15 protein-coding genes are annotated in these 15,211 nt (G+C 71.4%); 11 read left to right on the top strand and 4 right to left on the bottom strand.

Annotated features, from left to right (window positions below; all coding sequences use genetic code 11):
• The first annotated feature begins 30 nt into the window (after positions 1-30).
• The 5 genes from argC to ABT170_RS13050 are packed head-to-tail and all read left to right on the top strand — an operon-like array spanning position 31 to position 4,876.
• Positions 31-1,059 carry an N-acetyl-gamma-glutamyl-phosphate reductase gene (gene argC, locus ABT170_RS13030; protein WP_329945413.1) on the top strand — a complete coding sequence of 343 codons (1,029 nt, stop codon included), beginning with the start codon at positions 31-33 and terminating at the stop codon, positions 1,057-1,059.
• Positions 1,056-2,210: a bifunctional glutamate N-acetyltransferase/amino-acid acetyltransferase ArgJ gene (argJ, locus tag ABT170_RS13035; RefSeq protein WP_329945412.1), complete on the top strand. Its 1,155-nt coding sequence runs from the start codon at positions 1,056-1,058 to the stop codon at positions 2,208-2,210. Before argC ends, argJ begins: the two co-directional genes overlap by 4 nt.
• Positions 2,207-3,121: an acetylglutamate kinase gene (argB, locus tag ABT170_RS13040; RefSeq protein ID WP_329945411.1), complete on the top strand. Its 915-nt coding sequence runs from the start codon at positions 2,207-2,209 to the stop codon at positions 3,119-3,121. The genes argJ and argB overlap by 4 nt, the downstream gene beginning before the upstream one ends.
• Positions 3,118-4,314, top strand: a complete 1,197-nt coding sequence (locus ABT170_RS13045; RefSeq protein WP_351866543.1) for an acetylornithine transaminase — start codon at positions 3,118-3,120, stop codon at positions 4,312-4,314. The genes argB and ABT170_RS13045 overlap by 4 nt, the downstream gene beginning before the upstream one ends.
• Positions 4,315-4,339: 25 nt before the next feature.
• Complete coding sequence (locus tag ABT170_RS13050; protein WP_266929278.1) at positions 4,340-4,876, top strand: arginine repressor; 537 nt, start codon at positions 4,340-4,342, stop codon at positions 4,874-4,876.
• A 26-nt stretch (positions 4,877-4,902) separates the two neighbouring features.
• Here ABT170_RS13050 and ABT170_RS13055 read toward each other — a convergent pair whose 3' ends face one another.
• On the bottom strand, positions 4,903-5,604 hold the full coding sequence (locus tag ABT170_RS13055) for a L,D-transpeptidase family protein (RefSeq protein WP_351866547.1): 702 nt from the start codon (positions 5,602-5,604) through the stop codon (positions 4,903-4,905).
• A gap of 64 nt (positions 5,605-5,668) precedes the next feature.
• The gene (locus ABT170_RS13060; protein WP_351866550.1) at positions 5,669-6,292 is read right to left on the bottom strand and encodes a pyridoxamine 5'-phosphate oxidase family protein; all 624 of its coding nucleotides are present in this window, start codon (positions 6,290-6,292) and stop codon (positions 5,669-5,671) included.
• Between the two features lie 148 nt (positions 6,293-6,440).
• Here ABT170_RS13060 and ABT170_RS13065 point away from each other — a divergent pair, with 148 nt between their 5' ends.
• The 3 genes from ABT170_RS13065 to ABT170_RS13075 all read left to right on the top strand — a co-directional run bounded on the left by ABT170_RS13065 (position 6,441) and on the right by ABT170_RS13075 (position 10,261).
• Complete coding sequence (locus tag ABT170_RS13065) at positions 6,441-7,634, top strand: argininosuccinate synthase (protein WP_329945407.1); 1,194 nt, start codon at positions 6,441-6,443, stop codon at positions 7,632-7,634.
• Between the two features lie 88 nt (positions 7,635-7,722).
• Positions 7,723-9,162 carry an argininosuccinate lyase gene (argH, locus tag ABT170_RS13070; protein ID WP_329945406.1) on the top strand — a complete coding sequence of 480 codons (1,440 nt, stop codon included), beginning with the start codon at positions 7,723-7,725 and terminating at the stop codon, positions 9,160-9,162.
• Positions 9,163-9,289: 127 nt separating this feature from the next.
• Positions 9,290-10,261: an aldo/keto reductase gene (locus ABT170_RS13075; RefSeq protein WP_351866554.1), complete on the top strand. Its 972-nt coding sequence runs from the start codon at positions 9,290-9,292 to the stop codon at positions 10,259-10,261.
• Between the two features lie 33 nt (positions 10,262-10,294).
• Here the strand turns inward: ABT170_RS13075 and ABT170_RS13080 are convergent, their stop codons facing one another.
• Positions 10,295-10,819, bottom strand: coding sequence for an HAD domain-containing protein (locus ABT170_RS13080; protein ID WP_329945404.1), 525 nt, complete (start codon positions 10,817-10,819; stop codon positions 10,295-10,297).
• A gap of 80 nt (positions 10,820-10,899) precedes the next feature.
• Here ABT170_RS13080 and ABT170_RS13085 point away from each other — a divergent pair, with 80 nt between their 5' ends.
• Positions 10,900-11,451 (top strand): TetR/AcrR family transcriptional regulator, encoded by a 552-nt coding sequence (locus ABT170_RS13085; RefSeq protein ID WP_329945403.1) that lies wholly within the window; start codon positions 10,900-10,902, stop codon positions 11,449-11,451.
• Positions 11,448-12,992 (top strand): MFS transporter, encoded by a 1,545-nt coding sequence (locus tag ABT170_RS13090; protein WP_351866557.1) that lies wholly within the window; start codon positions 11,448-11,450, stop codon positions 12,990-12,992. The genes ABT170_RS13085 and ABT170_RS13090 overlap by 4 nt, the downstream gene beginning before the upstream one ends.
• Positions 12,993-13,073: 81 nt before the next feature.
• Here ABT170_RS13090 and ABT170_RS13095 read toward each other — a convergent pair whose 3' ends face one another.
• A complete protein-coding gene (locus tag ABT170_RS13095; RefSeq protein ID WP_266929268.1) occupies positions 13,074-13,745 on the bottom strand; it encodes a lysophospholipid acyltransferase family protein in 672 nt (223 codons plus the stop codon).
• A gap of 245 nt (positions 13,746-13,990) precedes the next feature.
• On the opposite strand from ABT170_RS13095, the gene ABT170_RS13100 reads away from it, so the two are divergent.
• Complete coding sequence (locus tag ABT170_RS13100) at positions 13,991-15,148, top strand: glycerophosphodiester phosphodiesterase (protein WP_329945401.1); 1,158 nt, start codon at positions 13,991-13,993, stop codon at positions 15,146-15,148.
• Positions 15,149-15,211 lie beyond the last annotated feature (63 nt).

Consider the following 15,211-nt stretch of genomic DNA (forward strand, 5'->3'; position numbering starts at 1 on the left):
ATAGTCATGCCATCGACGAGGAGGATACCGATGGTGGTACGTGCGGCAGTGGCAGGGGCGAGCGGTTACGCCGGCGGGGAGCTGCTGCGCCTTCTGCTGGCCCACCCCGAGGTCGAGATCGGCGCCCTCACGGGCCACTCCAACGCGGGGCAGAGCCTCGGCCCGCTCCAGCCCCATCTGCGTCCGCTCGCCGACCGGGTGCTCCTGCCCACCACCGCCGAAGCCCTCGCCGGGCACGACGTGGTCTTCCTCGCCCTCCCGCACGGGCAGTCGGCCGCGGTGGCCGAACAGCTCGGTGACGAGGCCCTCGTGGTCGACATGGGCGCGGACTTCCGGCTGGGGAACGCGGCCGACTGGGAGAAGTTCTACGGCTCCCCGCACGCCGGTACCTGGCCCTACGGCCTGCCCGAGCTGCCCGGTGGCCGGGCGGCGCTGGAAGGGGCCCGGCGCATCGCCGTGCCCGGGTGCTACCCGACCGCCGTCTCCCTCGCGCTCTTCCCCGCGTACGCGGCACAGCTCGCCGAGCCCGAGGCCGTCGTCGTCGCCGCCTCCGGCACCTCCGGAGCGGGCAAGGCGGCCAAGCCCCATCTGCTGGGCTCCGAGGTCATGGGCAGCATGACCCCGTACGGTGTCGGCGGCGTCCACCGGCACACGCCGGAGATGATCCAGAACCTCAGCGCCGCCGCCGGGGAGCCGGTCACCGTCTCCTTCACCCCGACCCTCGCGCCCATGCCCCGCGGCATTCTCGCCACGTGCAGCGCGAGGGCGAAGCCCGGCGTGGACGCCGAGGCCGTACGCGAGGCCTACGAGAAGGCGTTCGCGGACGAGCCGTTCGTCGACCTCCTCCCCGAGGGGCAGTGGCCCGCCACCGCGTCCGTGTACGGCTCCAACGCCGTCCAGGTCCAGGTCGCCCACGACGCGGCGGCCGGCCGGATCATCGCGATCAGCGCCATCGACAACCTCGCCAAGGGCACCGCCGGCGGCGCCCTGCAGAGCATGAACATCGCACTCGGACTTCCCGAGGGCACAGGTCTTTCCACGATCGGAGTGGCACCGTGAGCGTCACGGCAGCACAGGGATTCTCGGCGGCGGGCATCGCCGCCGGAATCAAGGAGAGCGGTAACCCCGACCTGGCCCTCGTGGTCAACAACGGGCCGCGTCGCGCCGCCGCGGGCGTCTTCACCTCCAACCGCGTCAAGGCCGCCCCGGTCCTCTGGTCGGAGCAGGTGCTCAAGGGCGGCGAAGTCACCGCCGTCGTCCTCAACTCCGGTGGCGCCAACGCCTGTACGGGACCCCAGGGCTTCCAGGACACCCACGCCACCGCCGAGAAGGCCGCCGAGGTCCTCGGCGGGCACAGCGCGGGCGAGATCGCGGTCGCCTCGACCGGGCTCATCGGTCTGCTGCTCCCGATGGACAAGCTGCTGCCGGGCATCGAGAAGGCCGCCGCGGCCCTCAGCGAGCACGGCGGCGAGAAGGCCGCCATCGCCATCAAGACCACCGACACCGTGCACAAGACGGCCGTCGCGGGCGGCGAGGGCTGGACCGTCGGCGGCATGGCCAAGGGCGCGGGCATGCTCGCCCCCGGCCTCGCCACCATGCTGGTCGTCCTCACCACCGACGCCGACGTGGACGCGCCCGGTCTCGACGCCGCGCTGCGCGAGGCCACCCGCACCACCTTCGACCGGGTCGACTCCGACGGCTGCATGTCGACCAACGACACCGTGCTGCTGCTCGCCTCGGGGGCGAGCGGGATCACCCCGGAGAAGGCGGAGTTCGCCGAGGCCGTACGGGCCGTCTGCGCCGACCTCGCCCGCCAGCTCATCGGCGACGCCGAGGGTGCCTCCAAGGACATCCGGATCGAGGTGATCAACGCCGAGAGCGAGGACGACGCCGTCGAGGTGGGCCGCTCCATCGCCCGTAACAACCTCCTCAAGTGCGCCATCCACGGCGAGGACCCCAACTGGGGCCGTGTCCTGTCCGCGATCGGCACGACGAAGGCCGCCTTCGAGCCCGACCGGCTCAACGTCGCCATCAACGGTGTCTGGGTCTGCAGGAGCGGCGGCGTCGGCGAGGACCGCGACCTCGTCGACATGCGCTACCGGGAGGTCACGATCACCGCCGACCTCGCCGCCGGTGGCGAGTCGGCCGTCATCTGGGCCAACGACCTCACCGCGGACTACGTCCACGAGAACAGCGCGTACAGCTCATGAGTACGGCCCGCAAGCACACCGCGCTCCCCAAGGCGCAGATCCTCATCGAGGCGCTGCCCTGGCTGACCCGGCACAACGGCAGGACCGTCGTCATCAAGTTCGGCGGCAACGCCATGGTCGACGAGGAGCTGAAGGCCGCCTTCGCCCAGGACGTCGTCTTCCTGCGGCAGGCCGGCCTCAAGCCCGTCGTCGTGCACGGCGGCGGCCCGCAGATCAGTGCCCAGCTGGACAAGCAGGGCCTGGTCAGCGAGTTCAGGGCCGGACTGCGCGTCACCACGCCCGAGGCGATGGACGTCGTACGGATGGTGCTGGCCGGACAGGTCCAGCGCGAACTCGTCGGGCTGCTCAACCAGCACGGCCCGCTGGCCGTCGGAATGACCGGCGAGGACGCCCACACCATCACCGCCACCCAGCACCGGCCCACCATCGACGGCGAGCTCGTCGACATCGGCCGGGTCGGCGAGATCACCGCCATCGACACCGGGGCCATCCAGGCGCTGCTGGACGACGGCCGGATCCCGGTCATCTCCTCCATCGCCCGCTCCGCCGACGACAACCACGTCTACAACGTCAACGCCGACACCGCGGCCGCCGCACTCGCCGCCGCGCTGGACGCCGAGACCCTCATGGTCCTCACCGATGTCGAGGGCCTCTACGAGGACTGGCCGCACAGCGACGACGTGATCAGCCGTCTCACCGCCTCGGAGCTGGAGAAGCTCCTGCCCGACCTCTCCAGCGGCATGGTCCCCAAGATGCAGGGCTGCCTGCACGCGGTACGCAACGGGGTCGAGACCGCCCGGGTCATCGACGGCCGGGTCCAGCACTCGATCCTGCTGGAGATCTTCACCGACGAGGGAATCGGCACGATGGTCGTGCCCGACGCACCGCACACGACACAGGGGGAAGCATGACCAACGCCGGGCTCTCGAAGCGGTGGCAGGGCGCGCTCATGGACAACTACGGCACCCCCCAGCTGTCCCTGGCGCGCGGCTCCGGCGCCCGCCTCTGGGACGCGGACGGCGCCGAGTACCTCGACTTCGTCGGCGGCATCGCGGTGAACGCGCTGGGCCACGCCCACCCCGCGGTGGTCGAGGCCGTCTCCGCCCAGGTCGCCGCACTCGGGCACGTCTCCAACCTCTTCATCGCGGAACCGCCCGTCGCCCTCGCCGAGCGGCTGCTCCAGCTGTTCGGCCGGACCGGACGGGTGTACTTCGCCAACTCCGGCGCCGAGGCCAACGAGGCCGCCTTCAAGATCGGCCGGCTCACCGGACGTACCCGTATGGTCGCCACCGACGGCGGCTTCCACGGCCGGACGATGGGCGCGCTCGCCCTCACCGGCCAGCCCGGGAAGCGTGACGCCTTCCTGCCGCTGCCCGGCGAGGTCATCCATGTGCCGTACGGGGACGTGGCGGCCCTGAAGGCGGCGGTGACCACCGACACCGCGCTGCTGATCATCGAGCCCGTCCAGGGCGAGAACGGCGTGGTCGTGCCCCCCAAGGGCTATCTGGAGGCCGCCCGCGAGATCACCCGGGCCACCGGCACCCTGCTCGTCCTGGACGAGGTGCAGACCGGCATCGGACGGTGCGGCCACTGGTTCGAGCACCAGGCCCACCAGGGTGTCGAGCCCGATGTGGTCACCCTGGCCAAGGGGCTCGGCGGCGGACTGCCGATCGGCGCCACCGTCGCGTTCGGCCCGGCCGCCGACCTGCTGACGCCGGGCCGGCACGGCACGACCTTCGGCGGCAACCCGATCGCCTGCGCCGCCGGACTCGCCGTCCTGGACACCCTCTCCGCCGACGGCGCCCTGGACAACGTCAAGCGGCTCGGCGAGCGGATCCGCGAAGAGGTCGAGGGACTGGGACACCCCCTGGTCTCCCACGTCCGCGGCTCCGGACTGCTGCTGGGTATCGTGCTCACCGGACCCCTCGCACCGCAGGTGCAGCAGGCGGCCCAGGGAGCCGGACTCCTGGTGAACGCGCCCGCCCCCGATGTCGTACGGCTCATGCCGCCGCTGATCATCGGTGACGAAGAGGTGGACGCGTTCCTGCGGATTCTGCCGGGCGCTCTCGACGCGGCATACGGGGACGGACGATCCGGAGAATGACGATCCGGAGAATGAGGCGACGACGATGACCGAGGCGCAGGAATCCGAGCACGGCGGGCCCTCCGTGCCGCAGACCCGCACCGCCCGCCACCGCCGGATCGTGGACATCCTGAACCGGCAGCCGGTGCGCTCCCAGAGCCAGCTGGCCAGACTGCTGGCCGACGACGGGCTGAGCGTCACTCAGGCGACGCTCTCCCGGGACCTCGACGAGCTGGGCGCGGTCAAGATCCGCAACACCGGCGGCGAGCTGATCTACGCGGTGCCGAGCGAGGGCGGATTCCGTACCCCGCAGGCGCCGCTGGGCGGCTCGGCCAAGGAGGAGCGGATGCGCAGGCTCTCCGCCGAACTCCTCATCTCGGCGGAGGCCTCGGCCAACCTCGTGGTGCTGCGCACACCGCCGGGCGCGGCCCAGTTCCTCGCCTCGGCCATCGACCAGGCCGAACTGCAGGACATCCTGGGGACCATCGCGGGTGATGACACCCTGATGCTGATCAGCCGTGACCCGAACGGCGGCCAGGCGCTCGCGGACCATCTGCTGCGGCTGGCCCAGAACGACCGCTGAGCCGGTCCGGGCCGGACGGCGGCGTCTCAGTACCGGGTGATCGCGGTCGGGCCCGAGGAGGTTCCGATCGCGATGTGCGGACGGCGGGCCGGGTCCGCCCAGGCCAGGATCCGGTCCATCGCGTCGGCCGGCACGGAGACGCAGCCCGCCGTCGCCCCGCGCCCGTTCACATGGAGGAAGATCCCGGCGCCCCGGCCCCGTACCGGCCGGTCGTAGTTGAAGCCGATGACCAGCGCGCGGGCGTACTGGGCCCCGTAGGCGACCAGATGCTCGGCCTCGCCGGCCCGGCAGTCCGCCGGCAGCGGCTCCACCCAGCGGTTGTAGGCCCGTGCCGCGTTGTCCTGGCACCACCAGGAGCGCTCGCCCACGCGGCGGTAGGGGTACGCCGTCCCGGGTGCCGGCGGCGCGATCCCGAAGGCGTACGGGAGGCGGTACAGCCCGCTGGGCGTGGTGTCGGTGCCCTGCTCCCGCGTACGGCCCTCGGCCAGCCCCTTCGCGCCGAACCGGGCGGGCGCCGATCCGGCCGCCGCCCACCGGCCCCGCCGCCGCTCCCACCAGGTCACCGTGCCGGTGGTGGAGCCCGCGTCCGGAGCCTCGGCCGTGATCAGCTGGCTGCCGCCGCCGGTGTCGGCCAGCCGCACCGGGAGGGGCGGGCCGTCCGCCGGCCCGGCCGCGACCGAGCCCACCAGGGCGAGCAGTACCCCACAGGTCACCAGAGATCCGCGCATGGTCCGGACCGTACGGTGCCCGGTGCCCGCGCCCCACCGGGCCTGCGCCGTACGGCCGAACGTCTCACCGCGCGGGCGGCACCGGCTCCGGCGTCACCGGCCGCGGGGTCATCGGCGGCAGCGGCAGCGGGAGACCCGGCAGCCCGTCGATGCTGGTGGCGATGTCCTGCTTCTGCGCGAAGTACGCGCTGAGGCTTTCGTCGTCCTCACGCCGGAAGCGGTCCGCGTGCAGCGTCCGGTCCTCGTCGTAGGAGAGGTAGGGCACCGCGAATCCGCAGGTGTCGCGGATCAGTTCGGCCCGCACGAGGATGACCGCGCGCAGCCCGTGCGGCGCGGTGTCGACACCGGGGAAGTGGGTGAGGAGCTCGTCGAACCGCGGGTCGTCCCGGAAGACCGGCTCCCCGCGGCCGTGCACCCGCACGATGTTCGGAGGCCCCTGGAAGGCGCACCACATCAGCGTGATGCGCCCGTTCTCGCGGAGGTGGGCGATGGTCTCCGCGTTGCTCCCGGCGAAGTCCAGGTACGCCACGGTCGTCTCGTCGATGACGGCGAACGAACCGCTCACGCCCTTGGGGGAGAGGTTGACGGTGCCGTCGGCGTCCAGGGGAGCGGTCGCGGTGAAGAAGATGTGCTGCGCCTCGATGAAGGCTCTCAACCGTCCTTCGATGCGTTCATGTGTTTTTCCCATGGCGTCGATTATCTGTGGCGGCGGTTCACCGGCGAGAGCATTTCCTGCCATGCGTCCTGACCGCAAACCCCTGACCTGCGGTTTTGACAAAGCATACGGAGGACTGCATAGTTATACCCATCAGTGATTGCACCGTAAGGAGAAACCCGTGACCGAGCGCGTCGTACTCGCCTACTCGGGCGGCCTGGACACCTCCGTCGCCATCGGCTGGATCGCCGAGGAGACGGGCGCCGAGGTCATCGCCGTTGCCGTGGACGTCGGCCAGGGCGGCGAGGACCTGGACGTCATCCGCAAGCGCGCGCTCGCCTGCGGTGCCGTCGAAGCCGAGGTCGCGGACGCGAAGGACGAGTTCGCCGAGGAGTACTGCCTCCCGGCGATCAAGGCCAACGCCCTCTACATGGACCGCTACCCGCTGGTCTCCGCCCTCTCCCGGCCGACCATCGTCAAGCACCTCGTCGCCGCCGCCAAGAAGCACAACGCCGGCATCGTCGCCCACGGCTGCACCGGCAAGGGCAACGACCAGGTCCGCTTCGAGGCCGGCATCTCGGCCCTCGGCCCCGATCTGAAGTGCATCGCCCCGGTCCGCGACTACGCGATGACCCGGGACAAGGCGATCGCCTTCTGCGAGGAGAAGAACCTCCCGATCGCGACCACCAAGAAGTCCCCGTACTCCATCGACCAGAACGTCTTCGGGCGCGCCGTCGAGACGGGCTTCCTGGAGGACATCTGGAACGCGCCGATCGAGGACATCTACGAGTACACGGAGAACCCGGCCGCTGTCCGCGAGGCCGACGAGGTCGTCATCTCCTTCAAGGAGGGCGTGCCGGTCGCCATCGACGGCAGGCCCGTCACCGTGCTCCAGGCGATCCAGCAGCTCAACGAGCGGGCCGGCGCCCAGGGCATCGGCCGGATCGACATCGTCGAGGACCGGCTCGTGGGCATCAAGTCCCGCGAGGTGTACGAGGCTCCGGGCGCCATCGCCCTGATCACCGCGCACCAGGAGCTGGAGAACGTCACCGTCGAGCGCGAGCTGGCCCGCTACAAGCGGCAGGTCGAGCAGCGCTGGGGCGAGATGGTCTACGACGGCCTGTGGTTCTCCCCGCTCAAGCGCGCCCTGGACGGCTTCATCAACGAGGCCAACCAGCACGTCACCGGCGACATCCGGATGACCCTGCACGCCGGCCGCGCCGTCGTCACGGGCCGCCGGTCCGAGGAGTCGCTGTACGACTTCAACCTCGCCACCTACGACTCGGGTGACACGTTCGACCAGTCCAAGGCGCAGGGCTTCATCGAGATCTTCGGCCTCTCGTCGAAGATCGCCGCCAAGCGTGACCTGGCCTGACCCCGGTCCGTTTACGTCACCGCCTCCCCGTTCCTCCGCGGCGGGGAGGCGGTCGCACATCCACCCCCTGTTCTCCGAGGAGCACGCAGTGAGCAACGGCACCGGCAACGGCAACGGCGATGTACGCCTGTGGGGCGCCCGCTTCGCCGACGGCCCGGCCGAGGCGCTGGCCAAGCTGTCCGCGTCCGTCCACTTCGACTGGCGGCTCGCGCCGTACGACATCGCCGGCTCCCGTGCCCACGCGCGTGTCCTCAACAAGGCGGGACTGCTCACCGAGGACGAGCTGGCCCGGATGACCGAGGGCCTGAACCGGCTGGAGGCCGATGTCGCCGACGGGTCCTTCACCGGGACCGTCGCCGACGAGGACGTCCACACGGCACTGGAGCGGGGACTGCTGGAGCGCCTCGGCCCGGACCTCGGCGGCAAGCTGCGGGCCGGCCGGTCCCGCAACGACCAGGTCGCCACGCTCTTCCGGATGTACCTGCGCGACCACGCCCGGATCATCGGCGGCCTGATCGCCGAGCTCCAGGACGCCCTGGTGGGCCTGGCGGAGGCGCACCCGGACGTGGCGATGCCCGGCCGTACGCACCTCCAGCACGCCCAGCCCGTCCTCTTCGCCCACCATGTGCTGGCCCATGCGCAGTCCCTGACCCGGGACGCCGAGCGGCTGCGCCAGTGGGACGAGCGGACCGCCGTGTCCCCCTACGGTTCCGGCGCGCTCGCCGGGTCCTCGCTCGGCCTCGACCCGGAGGCGGTCGCCGCCGACCTCGGCTTCGAGCACGGTTCGGTGGCCAACTCCATCGACGGCACGGCCTCGCGGGACTTCGTCGCCGAGTTCGCCTTCATCACCGCGATGATCGGCGTCAACCTCTCCCGGATCGCGGAGGAGGTCATCATCTGGAACACGAAGGAGTTCTCCTTCGTCACCCTGCACGACGCCTTCTCCACCGGCTCCTCGATCATGCCGCAGAAGAAGAACCCCGACATCGCCGAGCTTGCGCGCGGGAAGTCCGGCCGCCTCATCGGCAATCTGACCGGCCTGATGGCCACGCTGAAGGCCCTCCCGCTCGCCTACAACCGCGACCTCCAGGAGGACAAGGAGCCGGTCTTCGACTCCTGCGACCAGCTCGAAGTCCTGCTGCCCGCCTTCACCGGCATGATGGCCACCCTCACCGTCAACCGCGAGCGCATGGAGGAGCTGGCCCCGGCCGGCTTCTCGCTCGCCACCGACATCGCCGAGTGGCTGGTCAAGCAGGGCGTGCCGTTCCGTGTCGCGCACGAGGTCGCGGGCGAGTGCGTCAAGGAGTGCGAGCGGCACGGCATCGAGCTGGACCAGCTCACCGACGAGCAGTTCGAGAAGATCTCCGCGCATCTGACCCCGGAGGTCCGCACCGTCCTCAATGTGAAGGGCGCCCTCGCCTCCCGCAGCGGCCGGGGCGGTACGGCTCCCTCGGCCGTCGCCGTACAGCTCGCCGAGGTCAAGGCGGACCTGGCGGCCCAGCACGCCTGGGCGACCGCGCGGCGGTAGCGCCCGGTCCGGAAGGCCCCGTCCGGCCGCCCCGCGGCACCCGGGCAGGCCACAGCAGGTGTACGAACGGCATCGCGGGCTACGTTGGTCGGGAAGGAGTGACGGAACCCGACACGAGGAGCCCGCGATGCCTTTCGCCGCACTGGCCGCCGCGACGACCCCGACCGCTCACATCGGGCTCGGCCTCGCCGCCGTCGGCAGGCCCGGCTACATCAATCTGCACCGCGACCGGGACCTGCCCGCCGACCGCGGTGTCGACGCCCTGCGCGCCCGCACCCATGAGCTGCTGGACGCCGCCTACGCCCAGGGTGTGCGCTACTTCGACGCGGCCCGCTCCTACGGCCGCTCCGAGGAGTTCCTCGCGGGCTGGCTGACCGCGCACCCCGATGCCACGGACGTCGTCGTCGGCAGCAAATGGGGCTACGCCTACACCGCGGGCTGGAGCGTCGACGCCGAGGCGCACGAGGTCAAGGACCACGGCCCGGCCATGTACGAACGCCAGCGCGCCGAGACCCGCGAACTCCTCGGGGACCGGCTCGACCTCTACCAGATCCACTCGGTGACCGCCGACAGCCCGGCGCTCGGCGACAAGGAGCTGCACGCGCGGCTCGCCGCGCTCGCCGCCGAGGGCGTCACCGTCGGCCTCTCCACCAGCGGCCCCGGCCAGGCCGACGCGATCCGGGCCGCCCTCGCCGTCACGGTCGACGGCGAACCCCTCTTCCGTACCGTCCAGGCCACCTTCAACGCGCTGGAGACCTCGGCCGCGGGGGCGCTCGCCGAGGCCCATGACGCCGGGCTCACCGTGATCGTCAAGGAGGGCATGGCCAACGGCCGCCTCGCCGGGACCGACGCCCCCGCCGTGATCCGGGAGATCGCCGACGAGGAGGGCCTGGGCAGCGACGCGGTCGCCCTCGCGCTGATCCTGCACCAGCCCTGGGCCGACGTCGTCCTCTCCGGCGCGGCCACCGTGGAGCAGCTCTCCGGGAATCTGCACGCCGCCGTGGTCGACCTCGACGAGGAGCGGCGCGACCGGCTCGACGCCCTGGTGGAGGAGCCGGAGGCGTACTGGCGCCACCGCGCGGCACTGCCCTGGAGCTGACCGGTCCGCCGGCCGCTCACCCGCTCCGGCCGCTCACCCGTCGGACCGCGCGCCCGCGGCGGCCCAGCCGGCGAGCGCGTCGAAGTCGCCGCGCTCCAGGCCGACCCGCGGGTCGACGTACCGCAGCAGCGCCCGGACCGGGTGGTGGGCCCCCACCCACACCCGGTCCCGGTCGGTGATCTCGTCGTCGACCCAGGCGAACGGGCGCCCGGCCGCGTACTCGACGACGTACCGCGTCTTCCAGTACGTCCCGTCCGGCCCGGTGCCGTGCATCTCGGGCCAGTCGATGCAGGGCAGCTCGGGCAGTCCGAGAAGCGGGCCGACCCACTCGTTGGCCTCGTTCTTCCAGGTCGTGGCCCAGACCAGTTCGTAGTCGGCCGCCAGGCCCAGCAGTTCGCCGCCGTGCTCCGGCTTGAGCAGGACCGGCAGGGCGGGGCCCTCGGTCCACCCCGTCGGGCGCATGAGGTGTCTGCGGTATCCCTCCGGGGCTCCGCGGCGGGACAGCGCCATGTAGGGGTTGAGCGGGCCGTCGATGTCGATCAGCAGCAGCGGCTTCATGTCCTTATGCTGCCCACTCCCCGCGGGCCCCGGCATCAGCGGATGAGACGATAATGTCTCGTATGGGTTAAGGTTGTCTCATGACTCTCGACCGTGAGCAGGTGCTGCGCAGTGCCGCCACCCTGCTGACCCACAAATCCACCGCCACCATGGACGAGGTCGCCAAGGCGGCGGGCATCGGCCGCGCCACCCTTCACCGCCACTTCGCGGGGCGGGACGCGCTGGTGAAGGCGTTGGAGGACCTCGGGATCCGGGAATTCGAAGAGGCCCTGGACGCCGCAGCCCTCGACGAGGGCACCTCCGAGGAGGGGCTGCGCCGCCTCGTCGCGGCCGTCGAGCCCGGAGCCGGACTGCTGTCCTTCCTCGTCACCGAGAACCAGCTCTTCGAGGGCGACGAGGTCCACGAGGGCTGGAACCGGCTCGATGCCAGGGTCTCCGCCTTCTTCCGGCGCGGTCAGGAGCGCGGCGAGTTCCGTATCGATCTCACCCCGGCCTGGCTGACCGAGGCCCTCTACGGGCTGATCGGCAGCGGCGCCTGGTCCGTCCAGGTGGGACGGGTGGCCGCACAGGAATTCCAGTACATGATCGTCGAGTTGCTGCTCGGCGGAGCACGGCGGAGCGTGGAGCAATGACCAGCGTCGACCAGTACCAGGACACCGTGGACGCGGTACGACGTCCCGGGCGGTGGATCGCCCTGGCCGTGCTCGTACTCGCGGTGCTGCTGGTGGCCGTCGATGCCACCGTCCTCGGCCTCGCGACCCCGTTCCTCAGCGAGGACCTCGAACCGACCGGCACCCAGCTGCTCTGGATCGGTGACGTCTACTCCTTCGTCATCGCCGGACTCCTCGTCTCCATGGGCAGCCTCGGTGACCGCATCGGCCGCAAGAAGCTGCTGCTGATCGGCGCCGTCGCGTTCGGCGCGGTCTCCGTGCTCAACGCCTACGCGCACACCCCGGAGATGATGATCCTGGCCCGGGCGCTGCTCGGTGTCGCGGGCGCCACCCTGATGCCGTCCACCCTGGCCCTGATCCGCAACCTCTTCCACGACCCGCGCGAGCGCAGCCTCGCCATCGGTATCTGGGGTGCCATGGCCTCCGCGGGCGCGGCGGTCGGCCCCGTCGTCGGCGGATTCCTCCTCGAACACTTCTGGTGGGGCTCGGTCTTCCTCATCAACCTGCCCGTCATGGCGGTGCTCGTGGTCGTCGGCATCAAGCTGATCCCCGAGTCGAAGAACCCGGCACCGGGCCCCTGGGACCTGATGAGTGTCGCGCTCTCCCTGATCGGCATGATCGGAGTCGTGTACGCCATCAAGGAGGTGGCCGCGCACGGGGCGAGCTGGGAGGTCGCAGCGGCGGCCGTCATCGGCGTCGCCGCGCTCGCCTGGTTCATCCGCCGGCAGCTGAAGCTGCCCGCGCCCCTGCTGGACATGCGGCTCTTCCACCACCGGGGCTTCTCCGGCGCGGTCCTCGCCGACCTGCTGACCATCCTCGGCCTGTCCGGGCTGGTCTTCTTCCTCTCCCAGTTCCTGCAACTGGTCCAGGGCCGCGGCCCGCTGGAGGCCGGGCTCGCCGAACTGCCCGCGGCCGTCGGCGCGGTGACCGCCGGTCTGCTGGCCGGCTTCGCGGCCCGCCGCTTCTCGGTCCGCTCCGTGGTCTCCGGCGGACTCGCGGCGGTCGGGCTGGCCCTGGCGTCCGTGACCCTGCTCAGCAAGGACACCGGGTACCCGATGCTCGGCGCCATGCTGCTGGTCGTCGGCGTCGGTGCCGGCTTCGCCTTCACGGTCACCGCCGATGTCATCCTCTCCAGCGTGCCGAAGGAGCAGGCCGGCTCCGCGTCCGCCGTCTCCGAAACGGCGTACGAACTCGGCGCCGCCCTCGGTATCGCGCTGCTCGGTTCCATCGTCACCGGGGTCTACCAGGACTTCGTGACCCCACCGGGCATCCCCGCCGACACGGCGGCCGCCGCCCATGAATCCCTGGGCGGCGCCGTCGAAGCGGCCGGCGGCCTGCCCGCCGGGCAGGCGGACCCCCTGATCTCGGTGGCCCAGGAATCGTTCGTCGACGGGCTGCAGCTCGCCGCGGGGGTCGGTGCCTCGGTGCTCCTGGCCACCGCGGTCGCCGCCTGGTTCCTGCTGCGGGGCCAGAAGCTGGAGGAGGGCATCGAGCACCCGTGACCGCCCGCGGAGGCCGGTCCGCGGGCTTCACGCGAAAGGGCCCGCGACCCCTGAGGGGTCGCGGGCCCTTTCGCTCACGGTTCAGGCGGCCTTGGCCTTCGTGGCGTACATGTCGACGTACTCCTGGCCGGACAGCCGCATCACCTCGGCCATCACCGAGTCCGTCACCGCCCGCAGCACATAGCGGTCGCGGTCCATGCCCTCGTAGCGCGAGAACTCCATCGGCTCACCGAAGCGCACCGTGACCTTGCCCGGACGGGGCAGTCCGGCGCCGCCGGGCTGGAGCTTGTCCGTGCCGATCATCGCGAACGGCACCACCGGCGCGCCCGTCATCAGCGTCAGCCGGGCGATTCCCGTACGGCCCCGGTAGAGGCGGCCGTCGGGGGAGCGGGTGCCCTCCGGGTAGATCGCGAAGGCATGGCCCTCGTCCAGCACCCGGCGACCGGTCATCAGCGCCGCCACGCCGCCGCGTCCGCCGTCCCGGTCCACCGGGATCATGCCGCAGCCGGTGAAGAACCAGGCCATCAGGCGGCCCTTGAACCCCTTGCCCGTGACGTACTCGTCCTTGCCGATGTAGAACACCGGCCGGTCGCAGCAGATCGGCATGATCATCGAGTCGATGAACGTGAGGTGGTTGCCCGCGAGGATCACCGGCCCGGTCCCGGGGATGTTCTTCGCGCCTTCCACCTGCGGGCGGAACATCAGGCGCAGGATCGGTCCGAGCACTGCCTTGATGACCGTGAGTCGGGACAACGGTTCCTCCGGTGTCGTGGCCGGGCCGGCCGAGGTGCGGTGAGGGTCTGTGCGGATGCGGGTCTGTGCAGGTGAGGACGATACTCGCGGGTACCGCCTGATCGCACATCGGGTTCACGAAGCGGATACGCGGTGTTGACGCGTGTTTGCGCCATGTTCGCCGCGGGGCTGCCGGGCGGACGGCCCGGCTGCCTACGATCGGCCCTCGCTCGACAGGTACCAGACATTACATGCGAGGAGCATTCATGACAGAGCGTGAGTGGACGAGCCCCGGCCGGCGGACCCTTCTGGGGGCGGCCGTCCTCGGTACCGCGGCCCTCGGGCTGTCCGGTACGGCCCAGGCCGCCGAGCGGGGCCGCGGCCACGGCCATGGACACGGGTCCTTCCGGGACCTGCCCGTGCCGACCGTCATAGGCCACCGGGGCGCCAGCGGCTACCGCCCCGAGCACACGCTCGGCTCCTACCAGCTGGCGCTCGACATGGGCGCGCACATCGTCGAGCAGGACCTCGTGCCGACGAAGGACGGCCACCTCGTGTGCCGCCACGAGAACGACATCACCGCCACCACGGATGTCGCCGACCACCCCGCGTTCGCGAGCCGCAGGACCACCAAGAAGGTCGACGGGGTCTCCCTCACCGGCTGGTTCACCGAGGACTTCACCCTCGCCGAGCTGAAGACGCTGCGGGCGAAGGAGCGCATCCCGGGCACCCGTCAGGAGAACACCCTCTACGACGGCCGCTGGGAGATCCCCACCTTCGAGGAGGTCCTGCGCTGGGCCGACAAGGAGGGCCGCCGGCGCGGCAGGCCCGTCTGGCTGTACGTCGAGACCAAGCACCCCACGTACTTCCGCGGACTGGGCCTCGGCCTGGAGGAGCCGCTGGCCCGGCTGCTGCGCCGCTACAACCGCCACCGCGCGAACTCCCCGCTCGTACTCCAGTCCTTCGAGCCCGGCTCCGTCCAGCGGCTGTCCCGGCTGGTCGCCACCCCGCGTGTCGTCCTGCTGTCCGGTCCCAAGGAGCGCCCCTGGGACTTCGTGGAGGCCGGGGACCCGCGTACGGTCGCGGACCTCGTCGAGCCGGCCGGTCTGAAGTGGATGGCGTCCTTCGCCCAGGGCATCGGCCCCACGCTGGACCTGGTCATCCCGAAGGACGCCTCCGGCCGGCTGACCTCGCCGACCGCTCTGGTGAAGGACGCGCACGCGCAGGGCCTGGTCCTCCACCCGTACACGATGCGCAACGAGAACAGCTTCCTGCCCGCCGACTTCCGCCGGGGCACCGATCCCAGCGCGTACGGCGACGCCTTCGGCGCGTACCGGGCGTACTTCGCCACCGGCATCGACGGGATCTTCTCCGACAACCCGGACACCGCGCTGCTCGCGGCGGCGGACTTCGCCGGGAAGTGACGTACCCGCTCCGGCGCCGCTGAGCACCCCCGCCGTCAGCGCCCGCCGTCAGCCACCCGGCCG

It is taken from the genome of Streptomyces sp. NPDC001787, from assembly GCF_040297465.1.
Lineage (GTDB): Bacteria > Actinomycetota > Actinomycetes > Streptomycetales > Streptomycetaceae > Streptomyces.

Bases quoted from the DNA above. Each gene is read 5' to 3' on its own strand.
- argC (WP_329945413.1), top strand. From the start codon at position 31: ATGGTGGTACGTGCGGCAGTGGCAGGGGCGAGCGGTTACGCCGGCGGG.
- argB (WP_329945411.1), top strand. From the start codon at position 2,207: ATGAGTACGGCCCGCAAGCACACCGCGCTCCCCAAGGCGCAGATCCTC.
- ABT170_RS13045 (WP_351866543.1), top strand. From the start codon at position 3,118: ATGACCAACGCCGGGCTCTCGAAGCGGTGGCAGGGCGCGCTCATGGAC.
- ABT170_RS13050 (WP_266929278.1), top strand. From the start codon at position 4,340: ATGACCGAGGCGCAGGAATCCGAGCACGGCGGGCCCTCCGTGCCGCAG.
- ABT170_RS13055 (WP_351866547.1), bottom strand. From the start codon at position 5,604: ATGCGCGGATCTCTGGTGACCTGTGGGGTACTGCTCGCCCTGGTGGGC.
- ABT170_RS13060 (WP_351866550.1), bottom strand. From the start codon at position 6,292: ATGGGAAAAACACATGAACGCATCGAAGGACGGTTGAGAGCCTTCATC.
- ABT170_RS13075 (WP_351866554.1), top strand. From the start codon at position 9,290: ATGCCTTTCGCCGCACTGGCCGCCGCGACGACCCCGACCGCTCACATC.
- ABT170_RS13080 (WP_329945404.1), bottom strand. From the start codon at position 10,819: ATGAAGCCGCTGCTGCTGATCGACATCGACGGCCCGCTCAACCCCTAC.
- ABT170_RS13085 (WP_329945403.1), top strand. From the start codon at position 10,900: ATGACTCTCGACCGTGAGCAGGTGCTGCGCAGTGCCGCCACCCTGCTG.
- ABT170_RS13090 (WP_351866557.1), top strand. From the start codon at position 11,448: ATGACCAGCGTCGACCAGTACCAGGACACCGTGGACGCGGTACGACGT.
- ABT170_RS13100 (WP_329945401.1), top strand. From the start codon at position 13,991: ATGACAGAGCGTGAGTGGACGAGCCCCGGCCGGCGGACCCTTCTGGGG.